Origin of the sequence: Streptomyces nigra (genome assembly GCF_003074055.1) — a bacterium.
Lineage (GTDB): Bacteria > Actinomycetota > Actinomycetes > Streptomycetales > Streptomycetaceae > Streptomyces > Streptomyces nigra.
The window spans coordinates 5,261,376-5,278,745 of sequence record NZ_CP029043.1 but is presented as its reverse complement, the minus strand read 5'-3'; the positions used below and the strand labels follow the sequence as shown (position 1 = coordinate 5,278,745).

18 protein-coding genes and 2 riboswitches are annotated in these 17,370 nt (G+C 70.9%); of the genes, 5 read left to right on the top strand and 13 right to left on the bottom strand.

Annotated elements, in window-relative coordinates; translation table 11 throughout:
* Nucleotide 1: 1 nt before the first annotated feature.
* Complete coding sequence (locus DC008_RS24595; RefSeq protein WP_108708816.1) at nucleotides 2–667, top strand: N-acetylmuramoyl-L-alanine amidase; 666 nt, start codon at nucleotides 2–4, stop codon at nucleotides 665–667.
* A 4-nt stretch (nucleotides 668–671) separates the two neighbouring features.
* On the opposite strand, the gene DC008_RS24590 is transcribed toward DC008_RS24595, so the two are convergent.
* The 3 genes from DC008_RS24590 to DC008_RS35495 all read right to left on the bottom strand — a co-directional run bounded on the left by DC008_RS24590 (nucleotide 672) and on the right by DC008_RS35495 (nucleotide 2,439).
* Nucleotides 672–1,841, bottom strand: a complete 1,170-nt coding sequence (locus DC008_RS24590) for a cysteine desulfurase family protein (RefSeq protein WP_108710839.1) — start codon at nucleotides 1,839–1,841, stop codon at nucleotides 672–674.
* A gap of 93 nt (nucleotides 1,842–1,934) precedes the next feature.
* A complete protein-coding gene (locus tag DC008_RS24585; protein WP_108708815.1) occupies nucleotides 1,935–2,213 on the bottom strand; it encodes a DUF4190 domain-containing protein in 279 nt (92 codons plus the stop codon).
* 73 nt (nucleotides 2,214–2,286) lie between these two features.
* The gene (locus DC008_RS35495; protein WP_164492363.1) at nucleotides 2,287–2,439 is read right to left on the bottom strand and encodes a hypothetical protein; all 153 of its coding nucleotides are present in this window, start codon (nucleotides 2,437–2,439) and stop codon (nucleotides 2,287–2,289) included.
* A gap of 136 nt (nucleotides 2,440–2,575) precedes the next feature.
* On the opposite strand from DC008_RS35495, the gene DC008_RS24580 reads away from it, so the two are divergent.
* Nucleotides 2,576–3,202, top strand: a complete 627-nt coding sequence (locus DC008_RS24580) for a TetR family transcriptional regulator (RefSeq protein ID WP_108708814.1) — start codon at nucleotides 2,576–2,578, stop codon at nucleotides 3,200–3,202.
* 122 nt (nucleotides 3,203–3,324) lie between these two features.
* Here the strand turns inward: DC008_RS24580 and DC008_RS24575 are convergent, their stop codons facing one another.
* Nucleotides 3,325–4,188 carry a thioesterase family protein gene (locus DC008_RS24575; RefSeq protein ID WP_108708813.1) on the bottom strand — a complete coding sequence of 288 codons (864 nt, stop codon included), beginning with the start codon at nucleotides 4,186–4,188 and terminating at the stop codon, nucleotides 3,325–3,327.
* A 98-nt stretch (nucleotides 4,189–4,286) separates the two neighbouring features.
* On the opposite strand from DC008_RS24575, the gene DC008_RS24570 reads away from it, so the two are divergent.
* Nucleotides 4,287–5,513: an alpha/beta hydrolase gene (locus DC008_RS24570; RefSeq protein WP_108708812.1), complete on the top strand. Its 1,227-nt coding sequence runs from the start codon at nucleotides 4,287–4,289 to the stop codon at nucleotides 5,511–5,513.
* Here DC008_RS24570 and DC008_RS24565 read toward each other — a convergent pair.
* The 9 genes from DC008_RS24565 to DC008_RS24525 form a co-directional block, all read right to left on the bottom strand.
* Entirely contained in the window at nucleotides 5,422–6,078 is a 657-nt protein-coding gene (locus DC008_RS24565) for a trimeric intracellular cation channel family protein (RefSeq protein ID WP_108708811.1), read from the bottom strand. The genes DC008_RS24570 and DC008_RS24565 overlap by 92 nt on opposite strands.
* A 63-nt stretch (nucleotides 6,079–6,141) precedes the next feature.
* Nucleotides 6,142–7,503: an ABC transporter ATP-binding protein gene (locus DC008_RS24560; RefSeq protein WP_108708810.1), complete on the bottom strand. Its 1,362-nt coding sequence runs from the start codon at nucleotides 7,501–7,503 to the stop codon at nucleotides 6,142–6,144.
* Nucleotides 7,500–8,597 (bottom strand): ABC transporter ATP-binding protein, encoded by a 1,098-nt coding sequence (locus tag DC008_RS24555; protein ID WP_108708809.1) that lies wholly within the window; start codon nucleotides 8,595–8,597, stop codon nucleotides 7,500–7,502. Before DC008_RS24555 ends, DC008_RS24560 begins: the two co-directional genes overlap by 4 nt.
* On the bottom strand, nucleotides 8,594–9,601 hold the full coding sequence (locus tag DC008_RS24550; RefSeq protein ID WP_055624347.1) for an ABC transporter permease: 1,008 nt from the start codon (nucleotides 9,599–9,601) through the stop codon (nucleotides 8,594–8,596). Before DC008_RS24550 ends, DC008_RS24555 begins: the two co-directional genes overlap by 4 nt.
* Nucleotides 9,602–9,670: 69 nt before the next feature.
* Nucleotides 9,671–11,422 (bottom strand): ABC transporter substrate-binding protein, encoded by a 1,752-nt coding sequence (locus DC008_RS24545; protein ID WP_483027319.1) that lies wholly within the window; start codon nucleotides 11,420–11,422, stop codon nucleotides 9,671–9,673.
* Nucleotides 11,423–11,480: 58 nt separating this feature from the next.
* Complete coding sequence (locus DC008_RS24540) at nucleotides 11,481–12,479, bottom strand: ABC transporter permease (protein WP_108708807.1); 999 nt, start codon at nucleotides 12,477–12,479, stop codon at nucleotides 11,481–11,483.
* A gap of 362 nt (nucleotides 12,480–12,841) precedes the next feature.
* A complete protein-coding gene (locus DC008_RS24535) occupies nucleotides 12,842–13,630 on the bottom strand; it encodes an enhanced serine sensitivity protein SseB C-terminal domain-containing protein (protein WP_108708806.1) in 789 nt (262 codons plus the stop codon).
* Nucleotides 13,631–13,772: 142 nt separating this feature from the next.
* Nucleotides 13,773–14,564: an enhanced serine sensitivity protein SseB gene (locus DC008_RS24530; RefSeq protein WP_108708805.1), complete on the bottom strand. Its 792-nt coding sequence runs from the start codon at nucleotides 14,562–14,564 to the stop codon at nucleotides 13,773–13,775.
* A gap of 80 nt (nucleotides 14,565–14,644) precedes the next feature.
* Entirely contained in the window at nucleotides 14,645–15,316 is a 672-nt protein-coding gene (locus tag DC008_RS24525; RefSeq protein WP_108708804.1) for an AAA family ATPase, read from the bottom strand.
* 170 nt (nucleotides 15,317–15,486) lie between these two features.
* Nucleotides 15,487–15,585, top strand: a riboswitch (glycine riboswitch).
* A riboswitch (glycine riboswitch) is annotated at nucleotides 15,586–15,694 on the top strand.
* A 36-nt stretch (nucleotides 15,695–15,730) separates the two neighbouring features.
* Between DC008_RS24525 and gcvT the strand changes: the two genes are divergently transcribed.
* Nucleotides 15,731–16,849, top strand: coding sequence for a glycine cleavage system aminomethyltransferase GcvT (gcvT, locus tag DC008_RS24520; RefSeq protein ID WP_108708803.1), 1,119 nt, complete (start codon nucleotides 15,731–15,733; stop codon nucleotides 16,847–16,849).
* A gap of 143 nt (nucleotides 16,850–16,992) precedes the next feature.
* On the top strand, nucleotides 16,993–17,370 hold the full coding sequence (gene gcvH / locus DC008_RS24515; RefSeq protein ID WP_108708802.1) for a glycine cleavage system protein GcvH: 378 nt from the start codon (nucleotides 16,993–16,995) through the stop codon (nucleotides 17,368–17,370).

The window sequence follows — 17,370 nt, the reverse complement described above, 5'->3', positions numbered from 1 at the left end:
CATGGGACAGGGGAAGGCTTCCAAGGACGGCGACCGGAGGATCGGGCGCCGCGCGGTGCTGATCGGCGGGGCGGTGGCCGCGGCGGGCTCGGCCGTGCTCGCCCGTGACGAGCTGGCCCGCCTGTGGTGGCGGGCGCCGGGCGTGGAGAAGCCGCGCAAGGAGGGCGAGGTCGACTACGCGGGGGCGCGCTGGGTGGCCGCGTCGGAGGCCAACTGGCGGCGGGCGGACCGCCCCGACGACTACGGCATCGACATGGTCGTCATCCATGTCACGCAGGGCAGCTTCGCCAGCGCGGTGAAGGTCTTCCAGGACCCGGGGCACAAGGCGGCCGCGCACTACATCGTCCGCAAGGACGGGCACGTCACACAGATGATCCGCGAGCTCGACGTGGCGTACCACGCGGGCAACCGCGCCTACAACGAACGCAGCGTCGGCATCGAGCACGAGGGTTTCGTGGAGCGTCCCGAGGACCTCACGGACGCGATGTACGAGGCGTCGGCCAGGCTGACGGCCCGGATATGCGCGCGCTACGACATCCCGGTCGACCGGGAGCACATCGTCGGGCATGTGGAGGTGCCGGGGACCGACCACACGGACCCCGGCAAGCACTGGGACTGGGACCGGTACATGAAGCTGGTGCGCGCGGCCCGCACGGCACCCGCGTAGATCGTCAGGTCAGACCGGCCGCGCGGGCCCGTTCCACCGCCGGGCCGATCGCCCGGGCGACGGCCTCCACATCGGCCTCGGTCGAGGTGTGGCCGAGGGAGAAGCGCAGGGTGCCTCGGGCCAGGTCGGGATCGGTGCCGGTGGCGAGCAGGACATGGCTGGGCTGGGCGACGCCCGCGGTGCAGGCGGAGCCGGTGGAGCACTCGATGCCCTGGGCGTCCAGCAGCAGGAGCAGGGAGTCGCCCTCGCAGCCGGGGAAGGTGAAGTGCGCGTTGGCCGGCAGCCGCCCGCCGGGTGCGGGGTCGCCGCCGAGGATCGCGTCCGGGACGGCCGTACGGACGGCCTCGACGAGGGAGTCGCGCAGAGCGCCGATCTCGCGGGCGAACCAGTCGCGCTGCTCGGCGGCGAGGCGTCCGGCGACGGCGAACGAGGCGATGGCGGGGACGTCGAGGGTGCCGGAGCGGACGTGCCGCTCCTGGCCGCCGCCGTGCAGGACGGGGACGGGGGTCTGGTCGCGGCCGAGGAGGAGGGCGCCGATGCCGTACGGGCCGCCGATCTTGTGGCCGGAGACCGTCATCGCGGCGAGCCCGGACGCGCCGAAGTCGACCGGGACCTGACCGAAGGCCTGGACCGCGTCGGCGTGCAGCGGCACCCCGAACTCGGCGGCGGCCTCGGCCAGTTCACGGACCGGCATGACCGTGCCGATCTCGTTGTTGGCCCACATCACGGTGGCGAGGGCGACGTCGTCGGGGTTGCGGGCGATGGCCTTGCGCAGGGCGTCCGGGTGGACCCGGCCGTGTGTGTCGACGGGCAGGTACTCGACGGTGGCGCCCTCGTGCTCGGCGAGCCAGTGGACGGCGTCGAGGACGGCGTGGTGCTCGACGGGGCTGGCGAGGACGCGGGTGCGGGCCGGCTCGGCGTCGCGGCGGGCCCAGTACAGGCCCTTCACCGCGAGGTTGTCGGCCTCGGTGCCGCCGGAGGTGAAGACGACCTCGCTGGGGCGGGCGCCGAGCGCTTCCGCGAGGGTCTCGCGGGCCTCCTCGACGGTGCGCCGCGCGCGGCGGCCGGAAGCGTGCAGGGAGGAGGCGTTGCCGGTGACGCCCAGCTGGGCGGTCAGTGCCTCAGCCGCCTCCGGGAGCATCGGAGTGGTCGCGGCGTGGTCGAGGTAAGCCATGGTGGCCACGATTCTAGAGGGCCCCGGTGAGCGCTTTCGTGTCAAGGCCCCCGGGGGCGGGACCCGGGCGGGACCCCCTGGGTCGTGTCCGGCCTACAGACTCCAGGACAGCGTGTCGTCCAGCTGCAGGAAGGCGAGCAGCACGACCAGGTCGGCGACGCCCAGGCCCATGCCGAGGTAGGCGCGGCCCTTGCGCGCGGTGCCCCGCCACAGGGCCACCGCGGCCAGGACGACGGCGGTCGGGCCGAGGAAGATGTTGAAGACGAGGAGGCCGAGCAGGCCGAGGATGAAGGACGCGACGGCCATGCCGTCGGCGTCACGGGTGCGGGTCCGGGTGCGCGGCCGTTCGGCGGCCGGTGCGGTGAGATGCATGAGTGTCAGCTCCTGTGGGGTCGTCGGACCGACCGGTCGGCTGCCGGTGACGGACGTGTCGATGACGGACGTGTCAGTGGCGGCGGGCGTGCCGCTCGCGGGCGGCGAAGACGGCCAGCCAGCCGGCGATCACGGCGGCGGTGACGGCGCTGAAGGCGAGCGGCGCGTGGGCGACGGCGCCCAGCAGAACGCCCAGCAGCAGGAGCGCTGCGACGAGGAACAACATGGTCGGATCCCCCTCCGAGATCACGTGTCGATCTCTCTCAATTCGGTGAACAGTTGTGGTTACACTTGTTCACTGACTTCAGAGTACCCCGCCCCATGACTTCCCAACTCCAGAGAACAGTTGTTAACTGCATGGCATGAGTCACACCCTCGGCATACGGCAGGCCCAGAAGCAGAAGACCCGGCAGGCGCTCCTGGACGCCGCGTTGGCGCTACTGGAGGACCAGAGCCTGAGCAGCCTGGGTCTGCGCGAGGTCACCCGGGCCGTGGGCGTCGCGCCGACCGCCTTCTACCGGCACTTCCGCTCCACCGCCGATCTGGGCGTCGCCCTGGTCGAGGAGGCGCTCGGCAGCCTGCACCCGATGATCCGCAACATCGTCGCCTCGGCCGGTGAGAGCGACCGGCGCATCGAGCGGGCGGTCGAGCTGATCGCGGACCATGTCGAGCGGTACCCCGCCCATGTGCGGTTCATCTCCCGGGAGCGGCACGGCGGCGTGCAGCCCGTGCGGGCGGCGATACAGGACCAACTCGCCCTGTTCGGCGAGGAGGTGAAGGCCGCGCTGGCGCAGGACCCCGTCTCGGAGGGCTGGCAGGACGACGACCTGCGGATGCTCGCCCATCTCTACGTCGACCAGATGCTGGTGACGGCCTCGCTGTTCCTTGAGGCCCTGGAGGACCCGGAGGACGCACGCCGGCAGGTCGCCGAGGACGCGATCCGGCGGATGCGGCTGATCACCCTCGGCCGGGAGCACTGGCTGGACTGAGCGGCGGCGGACGCCGAGGGACCGCGAACGCAGAGCGGCGGCGGACGCCGAGGGGCGGCGAACACAGAGGGGCGGCACCCCCGTTCACCGGGCGTGCCGCCCCTTGTCGTACGTGTACGGCCTCAGCCGAGCCGCACCCGCGCCAGCTGGCGCGACTGGGCGACGAGCCGGTCCGCGCTGTCCCAGACCTCGGCGTCCTCCTCCAGGAAGCCGCCCGCGAGATTGCGGGTGGTGATGGAGACGCGCAGCGGGCCGGGCGCGGGGCGGTGGCGCACATGGACCGTCAGCTCGACGGTCGGGACCCAGCCGGAGATGCCGATCTCGAAGGCGGTGGGCGGCAGCGCGTCCACGGCGAGCAGCAGCGAGAGCGGGTCGGCGTCGCGGCCGTCGGCGAGGCCGAACCAGGCGCGCATCTCCCCCTTGCCCGAGGGCCGGCCGATCGCCCAGCCGACGGTGGCGGGGTCCAGCTTGAGCATCAGCCGCTCGGTGATGGCGGAGCTGCCGTCGACCGGGGCGGGACCGTCGTCGGCGCCGAAGCAGTGCTCGATGGGCGGGATCGCCGGCGGCCGGGCGGTGGTGCGGACGTCGTCGGGCAGGGTGTCCAGGTCGCCGTAGGAGGCGAGGACCCGGATGCGCTCGACCTCGTTGCCCTCGGCGTCGTACTGGAAGAGGGAGGCCTGGCCGGTCGAAAGGGTGCGGCCGGTGCGGACGACGTCCGTGCGCACGACCGCGGGGCCCGGCTGGGACGCGGTCAGATAGTGCGCGGAGATCGTGAACGGGTCGCGGTGCGGCAGGGCGTCCGCGAGGGCGCGGCCGAGCACGGCCAGCAGATAGCCGCCGTTGACGGCGCTGATGATGGTCCAGCCGGCGGAGAGATCGATGTCGTACACGCCGGGCTCGCGCCGGGAGAGCGCGGTGTCGCGGTCGAACTCGCTGTCGCCGATCGTGGCCCGCTGGGCCGTGGTGGCGGAGGCTGCTTCTGACATGCCTGAACGGTACAACAGCTAACTACTAAGCGGTAGCTTTTCGTTCGGCGAGGGCTTGAGCGTGAAACCCGGGGCCCGCTTCGCCCCTCTATGAGGACATGAGTCTCACCGGGACCCCGTTCCTCGTCACACTCGGCGTGCTGTGCGCCGTCGCCGTCGCCCTGCCGCTGGCCCTGTGGTCACGGGTGCCCGGGCCCAGGGCCGCGCGCGCCGCGGCCCGGCTGGCCATGCTGCTCTTCGCCCAGGCCACGGCGGTCGCCCTGGTCTTCACGCTGGTCAACAACTCCAACCAGCTCTACGACAACTGGGACGACCTGCTCGGCACCGGCGACCACGTCCGCACGGCCGCCGACCTCGGCGCGAGCGGCACCGGGGGCATAGCCGTGGAGACCCTGCCCAGGGTCCGCCAGACCTTCGAGCCGGGCAGGGGGCCGGGCATGCGCGCCGAGGGCGGTGTGCTCGTCACCCGGCTCGACGGCCGGGTGTCGGGGGTCCACGCCGAGGTCAACGTCTGGCTGCCGCCCCAGTACGACGACCCCGCCTACCGCGAGCACCGGTTCCCGGTGGTGGAGCTGCTGCCCGGGTATCCGGGCTCCTCGAAGGCCTGGTTCGGGTCGATGGACGCCACCGAGCAGTTGGCTCCGCTGATGCGCGCCGGGCGGATCGAGCCGTTCATCCTCGTCTCGCCGCGCACCAACCTGCTGCCGGGCGCGGACACCGGGTGCGCCAATGTGGCCGGCCGGGTCAACGCCGACACCTGGCTGAGCGTGGACGTGCCGAAGATGGTCATGGACAACTTCCGGGCGCTGCCCGCGCCCGACGGCTGGGCGGTGGCCGGCTACTCGGCGGGCGCCCACTGCGCGGCGAAGCTGGCCGTGGCCCACCCCGACCGCTACCGGGCGGCCGTCAGCCTGTCCGGGTACAACGACCCCGCCGCCGAGGCCGGCTCGCTCGCGTCCCGCACCCCCGCGCTGCGGGCGGCCAACGACCCGTACGTCCTGCTGACGCGGTCCCCCGCGCCGCCGCCGATCGCCCTGTACCTGTCGGGGCAGCCCGGCGACGGCTACGAGGCCGCGCAGGCCCTCGACCGGGCCGCCCGGCCGCCGACGCGGGTGGACGTGGTGTTCGTCCCGGGCAGCGCGGGGGGCCACACCATGGCGCTGTGGAAGCCGCAGATGGTGCCCGCCTTCCGGTGGCTGAGCGAGGTGATGACCGCCGAGGACGCGCCCCGCGCTACTCCTCTCGCACGGTCGAGCGCCGGTTCCACGCTCGCGGAGCCCGCCAGTGGAACCGCATGGCGAGCAGCCGCAGCACGAAGGCCGTGACCGCCGCGAGCGTGCCGGTGACCGGGGTCAGCACGTCGTAGTGGATGCACAGGACGGTCAGCGAGGCGCCGACGATCGCGGGGACGGCGTACAGGTCGCGGTCCCAGCGCAGCAGGGACGGCACCTCGTTGGCCAGCACGTCCCGCAGCACACCGCCGCCGACGGCGGTGGCCAGGCCGAGGGCCACGGAGGCGGTGAGGTTCAGCCCGTAGTCGTACGCCTTCGCCGTCCCGGCGACGCAGAACAGACCGAGGCCCGCCGCGTCGAAGACGTTGACGCCGGTCTGGATGCGCTCCACGTGCGGGTGCAGGAAGAACACCAGCATCGCGGCGAGCAGCGGGGTGAGGAAGTACCCCAGGTCGGTGAAGGCGGCCGGTGGCACGGCGCCGATGACCACGTCCCGGAACAGTCCGCCGCCCAGGGCAGTGACCTCGGCGAGGACGGCGATGCCGAAGACGTCGAAGTTCTTGCGGACCGCGAGCAGGGCGCCCGAGATCGCGAACACGAAGATCCCGATCAGGTCGAGCGTGTGCTGGACGGACGGGGCGAAAAGTTGCTGGAGCACCCGTACATTCTTACGCAGCAAACAGCCCCCGCCTTACAAAAGAAGGCGAGGGCTGCGGCGTGGCTACTTCTCGTCGCCCTCGGCGGGAGCGTCCGCGGGCGCCTCGGCGTCCGTCTCCGGGGCCTCGGCAGCCGGCTCCGGGGCCTCGGCAGCCGGCTCCGGCGCCTTCGAGACGTCCTTGGAGACGTCCTGCGAGTCGCCCTCGGAGACGCCCTTCGAGACATCCTTCGAGGCGTCCTTCGTGACCTTCCCGGCCTGCGGCAGCACCTCGGCCGCCACCGCCGCCGACGTCTGCGCGGACTCCGCGAGCACCTCGTCGGCCACCAGCTCGGCGGCCTCCTTGGCGGCGGTCAGCAGCACCGTGTCCTGCGGCTGCTGGTCCTCGAAGTTCTCCGGGTGGTGGCAGGCCACGCGCTGGCCGGGCCGCAGCTCCAGCAGCGGGGGCTCCACCGTCCGGCAGACCTCGGTCGCCTTCCAGCAGCGCGTGTGGAAACGGCAGCCGGGCGGCGGGGCGATCGGCGAGGGCACGTCGCCACGGAGCAGGATGCGCTCGCTCTTGGCGCCCCGGCGCTTGGGGTCCGGGACCGGCACCGCCGACATCAGGGCCTTGGTGTACGGGTGCATCGGCGCCTCGTACAGCGAGGTGCGGTCGGCGAGCTCGACGATCTTGCCGAGGTACATCACCGCGATACGGTCCGACACGTGCCGGACGACCGAGAGGTCGTGCGCGATGATCACGTAGGTCAGGCCGAGCTCCTCCTGGAGGTCGTCCATGAGGTTGACGACCTGCGCCTGGATGGAGACGTCCAGGGCGGAGACCGGCTCGTCCGCCACGACCAGCTTCGGCTTGAGCGCGAGCGCGCGGGCGATGCCGATGCGCTGGCGCTGGCCGCCGGAGAACTCGTGCGGGTAGCGGTTGTAGTGCTCGGGGCTCAGGCCCACCAGCTCCAGGAGCCGCTGGACCTCCTTCTTCACCCCGCCCTCGGGCTCGACGCCCTGGAGCCGGAAGGGCGCCGAGACGATCGAGCCGATGGTGTGCCGCGGGTTCAGGGAGCCGTACGGGTCCTGGAAGATCATCTGGATGTCCCGCCGCAGCGGGCGCATCCCGGCCGTGTTCAGCCGCGTGATGTCCTTGCCCTCGAAGTGGATCGAGCCGCCCGTCGGGTCCTGGAGGCGGGTGATGACCCGGCCCATGGTCGACTTGCCGCAGCCGGACTCCCCGACCACGCCCAGGGTCTCGCCCTTGCGCACCTCGAAGTCGATGCCGTCGACGGCCTTGACCGCGCCGACCTGACGCTGGAGGACGCCCTTGCGGATCGGGAAGTGCTTCTGCAGGCCCTCGACCTTGAGCAGCACCTCGCGCTCCTCGGCGGGGGCCGGCGCCTGGGCCGGTACGGCCGCGTCCGATTTCTTCGTCTCACTCACAGCTTCGGCGCAATCTCTTCGGTCCAGATCCGCGTGCGGTCCTCGGCCGAGAGGTGGCAGGCGGAGAAGTGCCCGCTGCCGACCTGCTGGAGCTCCGGGCGCACGGTACGGGTGACATCGCCCTTGGGGATGTCGGCGTACGGGCAGCGCGGGTGGAAGGCGCAGCCCGACGGGACGTTGATGAGGCTCGGCGGCTGGCCCTTGACGGGGATGAGCCGCTCCGAGGTCTCCCGGTCGATGCGCGGCATCGAGCCGAGCAGGCCCCAGGTGTAGGGGTGCTGCGGCCGCTCGAAGACGTCGTCGACGGACCCGCGCTCCACGCACCGGCCGCCGTACATCACGAGCACGTCGTCGGCGATCTCGGCGACCACGCCGAGGTCGTGGGTGATGAGGACGACCGCGGAGCCGAACTCCTTCTGCAGATCCCGGATGAGGTCGAGGATCTGCGCCTGGACGGTCACGTCGAGGGCGGTCGTCGGCTCGTCCGCGATGAGCAGCTCGGGGTTGTTGACCAGCGCCATCGCGATCATGGCGCGCTGGCGCATACCGCCGGAGAACTCGTGCGGGTAGTTGTCGACGCGCTTGCCGGGCTCGGGGATGCCGACCCGGTCGAGCATCTCGATCGCCCGCTTGCGCGCGGTCTTCTTGTTGACGTCGTGGTGGACCCGGTACGCCTCCACGATCTGGCTGCCGATCGTGTAGTACGGGTGCATCGCGGACAGCGGATCCTGGAAGATCATCGCCATCTCGCGGCCGCGGAGCCGGCGCACCTCGTCGGGCTCGGCGGAGATGAGCTCCTTGCCGCCGAGCCAGATCTCGCCGGACATCCGGACGTTCTTGCCGCGCGCCCCGAGCCGGTGCAGGCCCATGACGGCCAGCGAGGTGACCGACTTGCCGGAGCCGGACTCGCCGACGATGCAGAGGGTCTTGCCCTTCTCCAGCGAGAAGCTCAGCCCGTCGACGGACTTGACGAGGCCGTCGTCGGTCGGGAAGTGCACCTTGAGGTCGCGGACTTCGAGGAACGCCGTGGGCGCGTCGGAGGTGCCCGTCGCGGGCTCCCCCACTGCGGCACCGGTCTTGGAGAGTTCGGTCACGAGATCCTCACCCGCGGGTCGGCGGCGGCGTACAACAGGTCCACCAGGAAGTTTGCGAGGACGACGAAGAAGGCGGCCAGGAGCGTGACGCCGAGGATGGGCGGCAGGTCGTTGTCCCGGATGGACTGCACCGCGTACTCGCCGATGCCGTGCAGGGAGAAGACCGTCTCGGTGATCACGGCGCCGCCGAGCAGCAGTCCGAGGTCCATGCCGAACACGGTGATGATCGGCGTCAGCGCGGCCCGCAGACCGTGCCGGACGACGACCTTGCGCTCCCGCAGGCCCTTGGCGCGGGCGCTGCGGATGAAGTCCTCGTTCATCGTTTCCAGCATCCCCGAGCGGGTGAGCCGGGCGTAGATGGCGGAGTACAGCAGGGCGAGCGAACACCAGGCGGGGAAGAGCGTGTTGGCCCACTGCGAGGGGTTCTCGGTGAACGGCACGTACTCCCGGCCGAAGATCGGCCACTGGTAGGTGAAAAGGAACAGCGCCAGCTGGCCGGTGAAGAACATGGGCAGCGAGACACCCGCGAGGGCGATGCCCATGAACGTGCGGTCGGCGAACGACCGCGGCTTCAGCGCGGAGATCACACCGGCCGTCACACCGCCCACCAGCCACAGCACGGCGGCACCGGCGGCCAGGGAGACCGTCACGGGCATCCGGTCGGTGAGCTGGGGCCAGACCTCGACGTGCGTCTTGAAGGAGTAGCCGAAGCACGGCGCGTTGCAGTGCGCCGTGGTGGGGCCGAGGTCGTAGGTGGCGCCGGAGACGATCCCCTTGATGAAGTCCCAGTACTGCACGTACACGGGCTGGTCGAGACCGAGGTTCTGCTTGACCGCCTCGATGTCGGCCTGGGTGGGACTCTTCCCGATGTACTGCTGGGCCAGCTGGTCGGCCGTCTGGCCGGCGAGCCGGGGCAGCAGGAAGAAGATCGCGAAGGTGACCGCGGTGACGACCAGCAGCAGGATCACTGCCGCGAGCGTCCGGCGGAGGATATACGAGATCACGGGGATCGGCGCTGGTGCCCGCGGGCCGCATGGCCCGCGGGCACCAAAGCCTTCACCTGCCTTCCGGGGCTACTTCTTGGTCGTACCGATGTTGAGGTAGTCGTACTGACCGCTGAAGGCAGCCGTCGACACCAGGTTGGTGAAGCCGGCCGGGCGGTACAGCAGGACCTTGAAGTAGGTCAGCGGAACGAGGGCCGCCTCCTCCATCGCCTTCTTGTCGATCTGGGCGTAGAGGCCGTCGCGCTCGCCCTGGTCCTCGCTGGCGATGGCCTTCTCCAGCAGCGAGTCGACGTCCTTGTTGTCGAGCTGCGACAGGTTGGTGTTGCCGGACTCGCCGATCGCGTCGCTGTGCAGGATCTGCTGCAGGAAGCCGTAGCCGGACGGCCAGTCGGCACCCCACTGCATCATGTGCAGGCCGATGTTCTGCTTCTTGTTGAACTGCGGCACACCCGCGGCGTCGGTGAAGTACTTGCCCGACGGGAACTGCTTCAGGCTGGCGTTGATGCCGACCTTCTTCAGCGAGTCGATGATCGCGGTGGCCGCGTCGATCTCCGCCGGACGGTCGCTGCGCGCCGAGATGTTGGTGTCGATCGACGTCTTGCCGCAGGCCTTCAGCTGGTCCTTGGCCTTGGCCACGTCGCCCTTGTTGCCGGGCGTCGCGTACAGGTCGGACTTCTGGTAGCCCGGGATGTCCGGCGGCAGGACGGTGGAGGCGATGTCACCGCGGATCGGGCCGCCGAGGGCCGTCTGCACGGAGACCTTGTTGACCGCGAACTCCACGGCCTTGCGGCACTCGACCTTGTCGAACGGCGCGAGCTTGGTGTTGATCGCCATGTAGACCAGGCGGCCACCGTAGGTGTTGTCGGTGTTGGCCTTCTGGTCCGAGGAGTTGACGACCTTCGCCTGGGTCGCGGCCTGGACGCCCGTACCACCGAGGTCGATGGCCTTGCCGGACATGACGTCCTGGTCGATCGTCTCGGCGTTGACCTTCAGCTTGACGACGATCTTCTCGGGGTACTGCTTGCGCAGCGGGTCGCTCTTGGCGTCCCAGTTCTCGTTGCGGACCAGGACGGCTTCCTTGCCCTCCTGGTAGCTCTGGAACTTGTAGGAGCCCGACGACACGATCTTCTTGACGTAGTCGACGCCGGTGTCCTGCGCCTTCGGCACGGGGGCCGTCTGCGGGGTGGCGACCAGGTAGTCGAACTCCTGGAAGGCGCGGTTCAGCTTGAAGACGATCGTGGTGTCGTCCGGGGTCTGGATGGACGAGATGCCCTTGTCGCTCTTGTCCTTGTACGGGCCCTTGTACTTGTCGCCGCCCTCGAGGAACTGCTGGAAGTAGCTGGGGCCGAGGGAGAGCACGTCACGCGCGAAGTTGGAGCGCTCGACGGCGTACTTCACGTCCTTCGACGTGATCGGGGTGCCGTCCTCGTACTTCAGGCCCGGACGCAGCTTGTACGTCCAGGTCTTGCCGCCGTCGCTGGGCTCGCCCGGGGCGGAGGCCAGGTCCGGGACCAGCTCGTTGCCGGCCTCGCCGGCACCGGGCTTGAACGTCATCAGCGGACGGGCGTACAGCCGGCTGAGGTTGTACATGTACGCGTAGTACGTGTTGCCCGGGTCGAAGGAGTCCGGGACGTCGGAGTACTCGTACGTGACCGTCCCACCCGCCTGGGTGGAAGCGTTGACGACGCCCTTGGTCGCGGCGTTGGCACCGGCCGACTTCGATCCGTTGTTGTCCGACTTGTCATCGGCCTTGCTGCAGGCCGAAAGCAGCAAGCTCGCACTGCCGACGACCGCAACCGCGGCCAGCACTGACCTTCGCATGATGGTCTGCTTCCCCTCCATAGTTGGAAACTTGATGGGCTCTCGTCGCGGCCGCATGTCAGCGGCTGCGCGGGTCGAGAGCGTCGCGGAGTCCGTCGCCGAGCAGGTTGAACGCCAGGACGGTGACGAAGATGGCGAGGCCGGGCACGATCATGAACTGCGGGTCGACCTCGTAGAAGTCGACCGCCTGGTTGAGCATGCCGCCCCAGGAAGCCTGCGGGGGCTGGATGCCGACACCGAGGAAGCTCAGGCTGGCCTCGAAAAGGATGTTCGTCGGGATGAGCAGCGTCGAGTAGACGATGATCGGGCCGACCAGGTTCGGGAGGAGCTCCCGGAAGAGGATGTACGGCCCCTTGGCTCCCATCCCCCGGGAGGCGTCGACGAACTCGCGCTCCCTGAGGGCCAGGGTCTGACCGCGGACGATGCGGCCCAGATACGGCCAGTTGAAGAAACCGATGATGAAGATCAGCACGCTGATGTGCAGCGGCAGGCCCTCCAGGCCGAAGGCACCGCCCTGCAGGGTGGCCGAGATGGCGATGGCGAACAGCAGCAGCGGGAAGGCCAGGAAGGTGTCCATCAGCCGGCTGATGATCGTGTCGACCCGGCCGCCGTAGTAGCCGGCGACGACGCCGAGGACGGCGCCGATCGTGTTCGACAGGAGCGTGGCGCCGAACGCGACGACCAGGGACACCCAGGAGCCCTCGAGGATGCGGGTGGCGATGTCACGGCCGAACTTCGGCTCGACACCCAGCGGGTGCTCCCAGCTCATGCCGCCGAAGTCACCCTTGGGCAGCGAGGTGTTGGGATCGATGAGGTCCTGGTTGAGCGCGTTGGGGTCCAGGCCGAACAGCGCCTGGAGGGGGCGTGACAGGATCGCGAGCAGGATCAGCAGGATGACGATGACGCCGCCGGCGACGGCCACCTTGTCCTTCTTGAACCGGGACCAGGCGATCTGCCCCAGCGAACGCCCCTCGATCTTGCTCTTCTCGATCCCTGAGAGCACGGCCTCGGGCTGTGCCCCGGCCTCCGCTCCCGTTGTCTCGATCGGTGCGGTCACAGTGGAATTGACCCCTCTCGGCCGGCGGTTGCCGACCCCCCTGGCTGCCGCGGTAGCGGTTGCTCTCACTCGCACACAGGGCCGACCGGCCCGTGCCTAGCGGGGAGTCTTCAATGCGGGGGCGATCAGTCGCCAGAGCTGGCGGGGAAAGGATGCGTAACCGTGATGCTGTTTGGGGGATTCCGTTATCCGAACAGCGGGTAACAGCGGCCGGACGGGCACCAGTTGGGGCGTATGAGGGCGGACCGGGACCTTCTGATCGCATCTACGCGCGGAGATCCGCCTGGGAAACGACAGCGGGAAGGCGCTCACACCTACGACAGAGGGGGGTGGGGCGAACCGGCGTCATGGCAAGCCGAAGCTCAGTAACGGCCCTGTGCCGGAGGGTAGCCGTAGCCCGCGGCGGGGGCGGTGGCGTGTGCCTCGCGGTCGTAGAAGGGGCGCGCGGCCTGCCGCATCCACATCGCCACCGGATCGTCCTCGTCGGCCATCGCGACCGTGGAGACGGGCAGTCCGTCCGGGACCGCGCCGACCGACTGGAGCATCATGGAGCGCACCGCGTCCACGGCGGGCGGGCTGGTGTCGTAGACGTCCAGGCCGATCGCCAGATACGGGGCCCCGAGCGCGGGCTGGACCCAGGCGCGGCGCAGGGTGCGCACGGCCGGGGTGCGGTGGGCGTTCTGCGAGAGCAGGGCGTAGAACTGCGGGATCTCGATGGCGGGCTCCGACAGCCGCAGCGGTCCGGCGGGCTGGCGGTCCAGGCCGGTGGCGATCCGGCGCAGGTCGAGCCAGGGGATGCCGACGCCGCCGCCGGGGGCGTGCGGGTTCAGCCAGAGGCCGTAGTGGTCGGGGTGGAGGGTGCGGGCCACGTCGAGTCCGTCGACGACCTCGTAGCTGCGGTTCCAGCCGCTGGCCGACAGCTCCTGGGCGGAGGTGACGCACGGGGCGTAGGCGTGACCGTCGACCTCCATGTTCCCGTACTGGGCGTCCGGGGAGCCCGCCTGACCGTGCCACAGCAGCATCCAGACCTGGCCGGTGGCCGGGGTGGCGAGGGCGCGCAGGAGTGCCTCGTAGGCGTCGTAGCGCCCGGGGGTCACCTGGCGCAGCATGTGCTCGACCTGCCCGGTCGAGGTTGTGCCGCTCGCGCTCACCTTTTACCGCCCCTTCGGGAAAACATGGCATTGAGCCCGACATGGCTCTGAGCCCAGCTTAGGGCCTGTCGTCCGGATCGGTCCGGCGTCGCGGGGCGCCGGACCGCTCGTCGAAAATCTCGGGGACCACGCGTCCGGGATCTCAGGGCTCGCGTGTGTAGAACGGGCGGACCTTGGCGCGCATCCAGTCGATGACCGGGTCCTGGGCCACGTCGAGGAGGACCAGGTTGACCGGCCAGCGCACCGGCACACGGCCGAGGGCGCGGCCCAGGGCGTCCATCGGGGCGGCCCGCAAGTCGCCCTCCCACTGCGTCAGTTCGACGCCGACGAACAGCACCGGCTCGCCGTCCTCGATCGCGCCGAGACAGCGGCGGGCGGTGGCGACGACGCCGATCGCGGCGAACTCGGCGGACGCCGCGGACAGGAAGTCGACCGGGTCGTCCTGCCAGTCGGGCTCGTAGAGCTTGACGCGGCCTCCGGAGGCGAAGCCGTCCAGCGGGGTACGGCCCGCCCGGCACACCTCGGCCACCGCGGCCGGGGGCAGCGGCACGCCGACCACTCCGCCCGGGTTGACCGCGATGCCCACGTGCGGCGGCAGCCCGCGGGCGAACTCCACGGCCGGGGCGACGGTGTACGCCATGTGGGAGCCGACGACCTGCCGGAACTGCTCCTCTGAGGAGAACACCGGGACATAGCCCTGGCCGTCGATCTCCATGCCGGGCAGGTCGAGCGGACCGCTGTCCGGGCCGCCGCCGTTGGGCAGCGGCACCCAGACGAAGCTGCGGCCCAGCACCTCCACGATCCGGCCGCCGGCCGACGGCTGGCCGAGGGAGGCCGAGAGCACCTCCTCCAGTTCGTTGCCGGGCCAGCCGCCGTGCGGGTGGAGGGGAGAGCCTGCCGGGAAGTCCGCGGGGAGATCCGCTGCGAAGTCCATCTGTCTGTGACCGCCTGCTGTGAATCACGTCTGAGGGTCGAAAGGCTACCGGGACCCGGCCCCGCCCGGCCGGGCCCGGGTCAGCCCGTGAACCCGATCCGGCGCAGGGTGCCGGCCGCGTCCCGGTCGAGCAGCACCGCGGAGCCGCAGCCCCGGGGCAGCTCACCGCTGTCGACGGCGCGCAGCAGCCGGGCGGCGGCGCGCCGGTGACGCAGGAAGGCGTACCGGGAGACGCCCCGGCCGCGCTCGCGCTGCCCCTCCAGAGCGGTGTCCGGGTCGACGTCGAGCACCAGCAGGTGCAGGACGCCGCCGCGGCGCCGGGCGGCCCGGGCCAGCCAGCCGCGCACCCACGCCTGGGTGCCGCAGTCGTGCACGACGACCCCGCCGCCGCGGCGGACGGCGCGGCGCAGCCCGGCGTAGTGGGAGAGACGGACCAGGGGACGGTAGAGGGCGTAGGGCAGGAAACCGGGCATCCGGGCGTCCCAGCGGTCCCGGGTGTCCTGGGAGTCGACGCGCGGGCCGCGGACGGTCCGCCGCATCAGGGTGGACTTGCCGCTGCCGGGCAGGCCGGTGATCACGACGAGGTCGCGGGGGCCGAAGAGCAGGGCGGTCGGGCCGCGGCCCGACCGCTCGCGCAGGTCCCGCACCACCGGCGCGGGACGCGTCCGGGCCTCGACGGCCGAGGCCCCCGGCTGCCCGGGCAGGGCGATGCCCGACGTGGTGGCGTACGCCGTGGTGCGCTTCACCGTCATCGTCCTCCTCCGCATACAGGCTTCCCCATCCCCACCGAGCGTAAAGAGAAGGTAATGGAGGATCCTCTCTGTTTTCGTTCGCTTACTGCCACAGGCCGGTTACAGATGTGGCCTGGGGCAGACGGGGCCGGGCATGCGATGATGGCGGCGCCAACTGCATACCGGCCGTTTGAATCCGCGCGGGAGAGTCCCCGGCTGTACGCCGCCGGGGCGCCGAAGGAGCAAGTCCCTCCCTTGAATCTCTCAGGCCCCGTTACCGCGCGGGCGAGGCACATCTGAAAAGCGGGCCGCCGTCGCCGGTGGTCCCACCCAAGGTGCAAGTCATGCCCACGCGCGGTCATGACGAACCTCTCAGGTTCCGATGACAGATGGGGAGGAACGACCGCCCGTCATGCCTTGGGAGACGACCGACCGATGAGCAGTTCCGAACCGCGCCGTACCGCCCTGGACGCCCTGCACCGCTCGCTGGGCGCCACCATGACCGACTTCGCCGGCTGGGACATGCCCCTGCGCTACGGCTCCGAGCGCGACGAGCACAACGCGGTGCGCACCCGCGCCGGCCTGTTCGACCTCTCGCACATGGGCGAGATCACGGTCACCGGCGCCCAGGCGGCCGCCTTCCTGAACCACGCCCTGGTGGGCAACATCGCCTCCGTCGGGGTGGGCCGCGCCCGCTACACCATGATCTGCCGGGCCGACGGCGGCATCCTGGACGACCTGATCGTCTACCGGCTCGACGAGACCGAGTACATGGTCGTCGCCAACGCCTCCAACGCCCAGGTCGTGCTCGACGCGCTGACCGAGCGGGTGGCCGGCTTCGACGCCGAGGTCCGCGACGACCGTGACGCGTACGCGCTGATCGCCGTCCAGGGCCCCGAGTCCCCCGGCATCCTGAAGTCGCTCACCGACGCCGATCTGGACGGCCTGAAGTACTACGCCGGCCTGCCCGGCACCGTCGCCGGCGTGCCCGCCCTGATCGCCCGCACGGGCTACACCGGCGAGGACGGCTTCGAGCTGTTCGTGAAGCCGGAGCACGCCGTGGAGCTGTGGCAGGCGCTCACCGAGGCCGGTCAGGGCGTCGGCCTGGTCCCCTGCGGCCTGTCCTGCCGTGACACGCTCCGCCTGGAGGCGGGCATGCCGCTGTACGGCAACGAGCTGTCGACCTCGCTCACCCCCTTCGACGCCGGCCTCGGCCGGGTGGTGAAGTTCGAGAAGGAGGGCGACTTCGTCGGGCGCGAGGCGCTCCAGGCGGCCGCCGCCAAGGCCGAGACGAACCCGCCGCGCGTCCTGGTCGGCCTGGTCGCCGAGGGCCGCCGCGTGCCGCGCTCCGGGTACCCGGTCGTCGCCGGCGGCGAGGTCATCGGCGAGGTGACCTCCGGCGCCCCCTCCCCCACCCTGGGCAAGCCGATCGCCATGGCCTACGTCGACGCCGCGCACGCGGCGCCGGGCACCCCCGGGGTCGGCGTGGACATCCGCGGCAGCCACGAGCCCTACGAGGTCGTGGCGCTGCCGTTCTACAAGCGGCAGAAGTAGGAACCGCGCGCGGCACGAGCCGCGCCGCGCGTACAGACTGGCAGGGCGGCGTGCGACCGCGCACGTCCGCCGCCATGTCCGCCGTCCCAGTCGTCTCAGTCCCCCTTCATCAGCACTGACGCGTGTACAGGAGAATTCAGGCCATGAGCAACCCCCAGCAGCTGCGTTACAGCAAGGAGCACGAGTGGCTCGCGACCGCCGAGGACGGCGTCGCCACGGTCGGCATCACCGAGTTCGCGGCCAACGCGCTCGGCGACGTCGTCTACGCCCAGCTCCCCGAGGTCGGCTCGACCGTGACCGCGGGTGACACCTGCGGCGAACTGGAGTCGACGAAGTCCGTCTCCGACCTGTACTCCCCGGTCACCGGCGAGGTCACCGAGATCAACGAGGACGTGGTGAACGACCCGGCCCTGGTGAACTCGGCCCCCTTCGAGGGCGGCTGGCTGTTCAAGGTGCGCGTCACGGAGGAGCCGGCCGACCTGCTCTCCGCAGACGAGTACGACGCCCACACCGCCGGCTGA

Coding starts and splice junctions, on each gene's coding strand:
- gcvH (WP_108708802.1), top strand. CDS start 16,993: ATGAGCAACCCCCAGCAGCTGCGTTACAGCAAGGAGCACGAGTGGCTC.
- DC008_RS24525 (WP_108708804.1), bottom strand. CDS start 15,316: ATGACGGTGAAGCGCACCACGGCGTACGCCACCACGTCGGGCATCGCC.
- DC008_RS24530 (WP_108708805.1), bottom strand. CDS start 14,564: ATGGACTTCGCAGCGGATCTCCCCGCGGACTTCCCGGCAGGCTCTCCC.
- DC008_RS24580 (WP_108708814.1), top strand. CDS start 2,576: ATGAGTCACACCCTCGGCATACGGCAGGCCCAGAAGCAGAAGACCCGG.
- DC008_RS24595 (WP_108708816.1), top strand. CDS start 2: ATGGGACAGGGGAAGGCTTCCAAGGACGGCGACCGGAGGATCGGGCGC.
- DC008_RS24590 (WP_108710839.1), bottom strand. CDS start 1,841: ATGGCTTACCTCGACCACGCCGCGACCACTCCGATGCTCCCGGAGGCG.
- gcvT (WP_108708803.1), top strand. CDS start 15,731: ATGAGCAGTTCCGAACCGCGCCGTACCGCCCTGGACGCCCTGCACCGC.
- DC008_RS24575 (WP_108708813.1), bottom strand. CDS start 4,188: ATGTCAGAAGCAGCCTCCGCCACCACGGCCCAGCGGGCCACGATCGGC.
- DC008_RS24570 (WP_108708812.1), top strand. CDS start 4,287: ATGAGTCTCACCGGGACCCCGTTCCTCGTCACACTCGGCGTGCTGTGC.
- DC008_RS24545 (WP_483027319.1), bottom strand. CDS start 11,422: ATGCGAAGGTCAGTGCTGGCCGCGGTTGCGGTCGTCGGCAGTGCGAGC.
- DC008_RS35495 (WP_164492363.1), bottom strand. CDS start 2,439: ATGTTGTTCCTCGTCGCAGCGCTCCTGCTGCTGGGCGTTCTGCTGGGC.
- DC008_RS24585 (WP_108708815.1), bottom strand. CDS start 2,213: ATGCATCTCACCGCACCGGCCGCCGAACGGCCGCGCACCCGGACCCGC.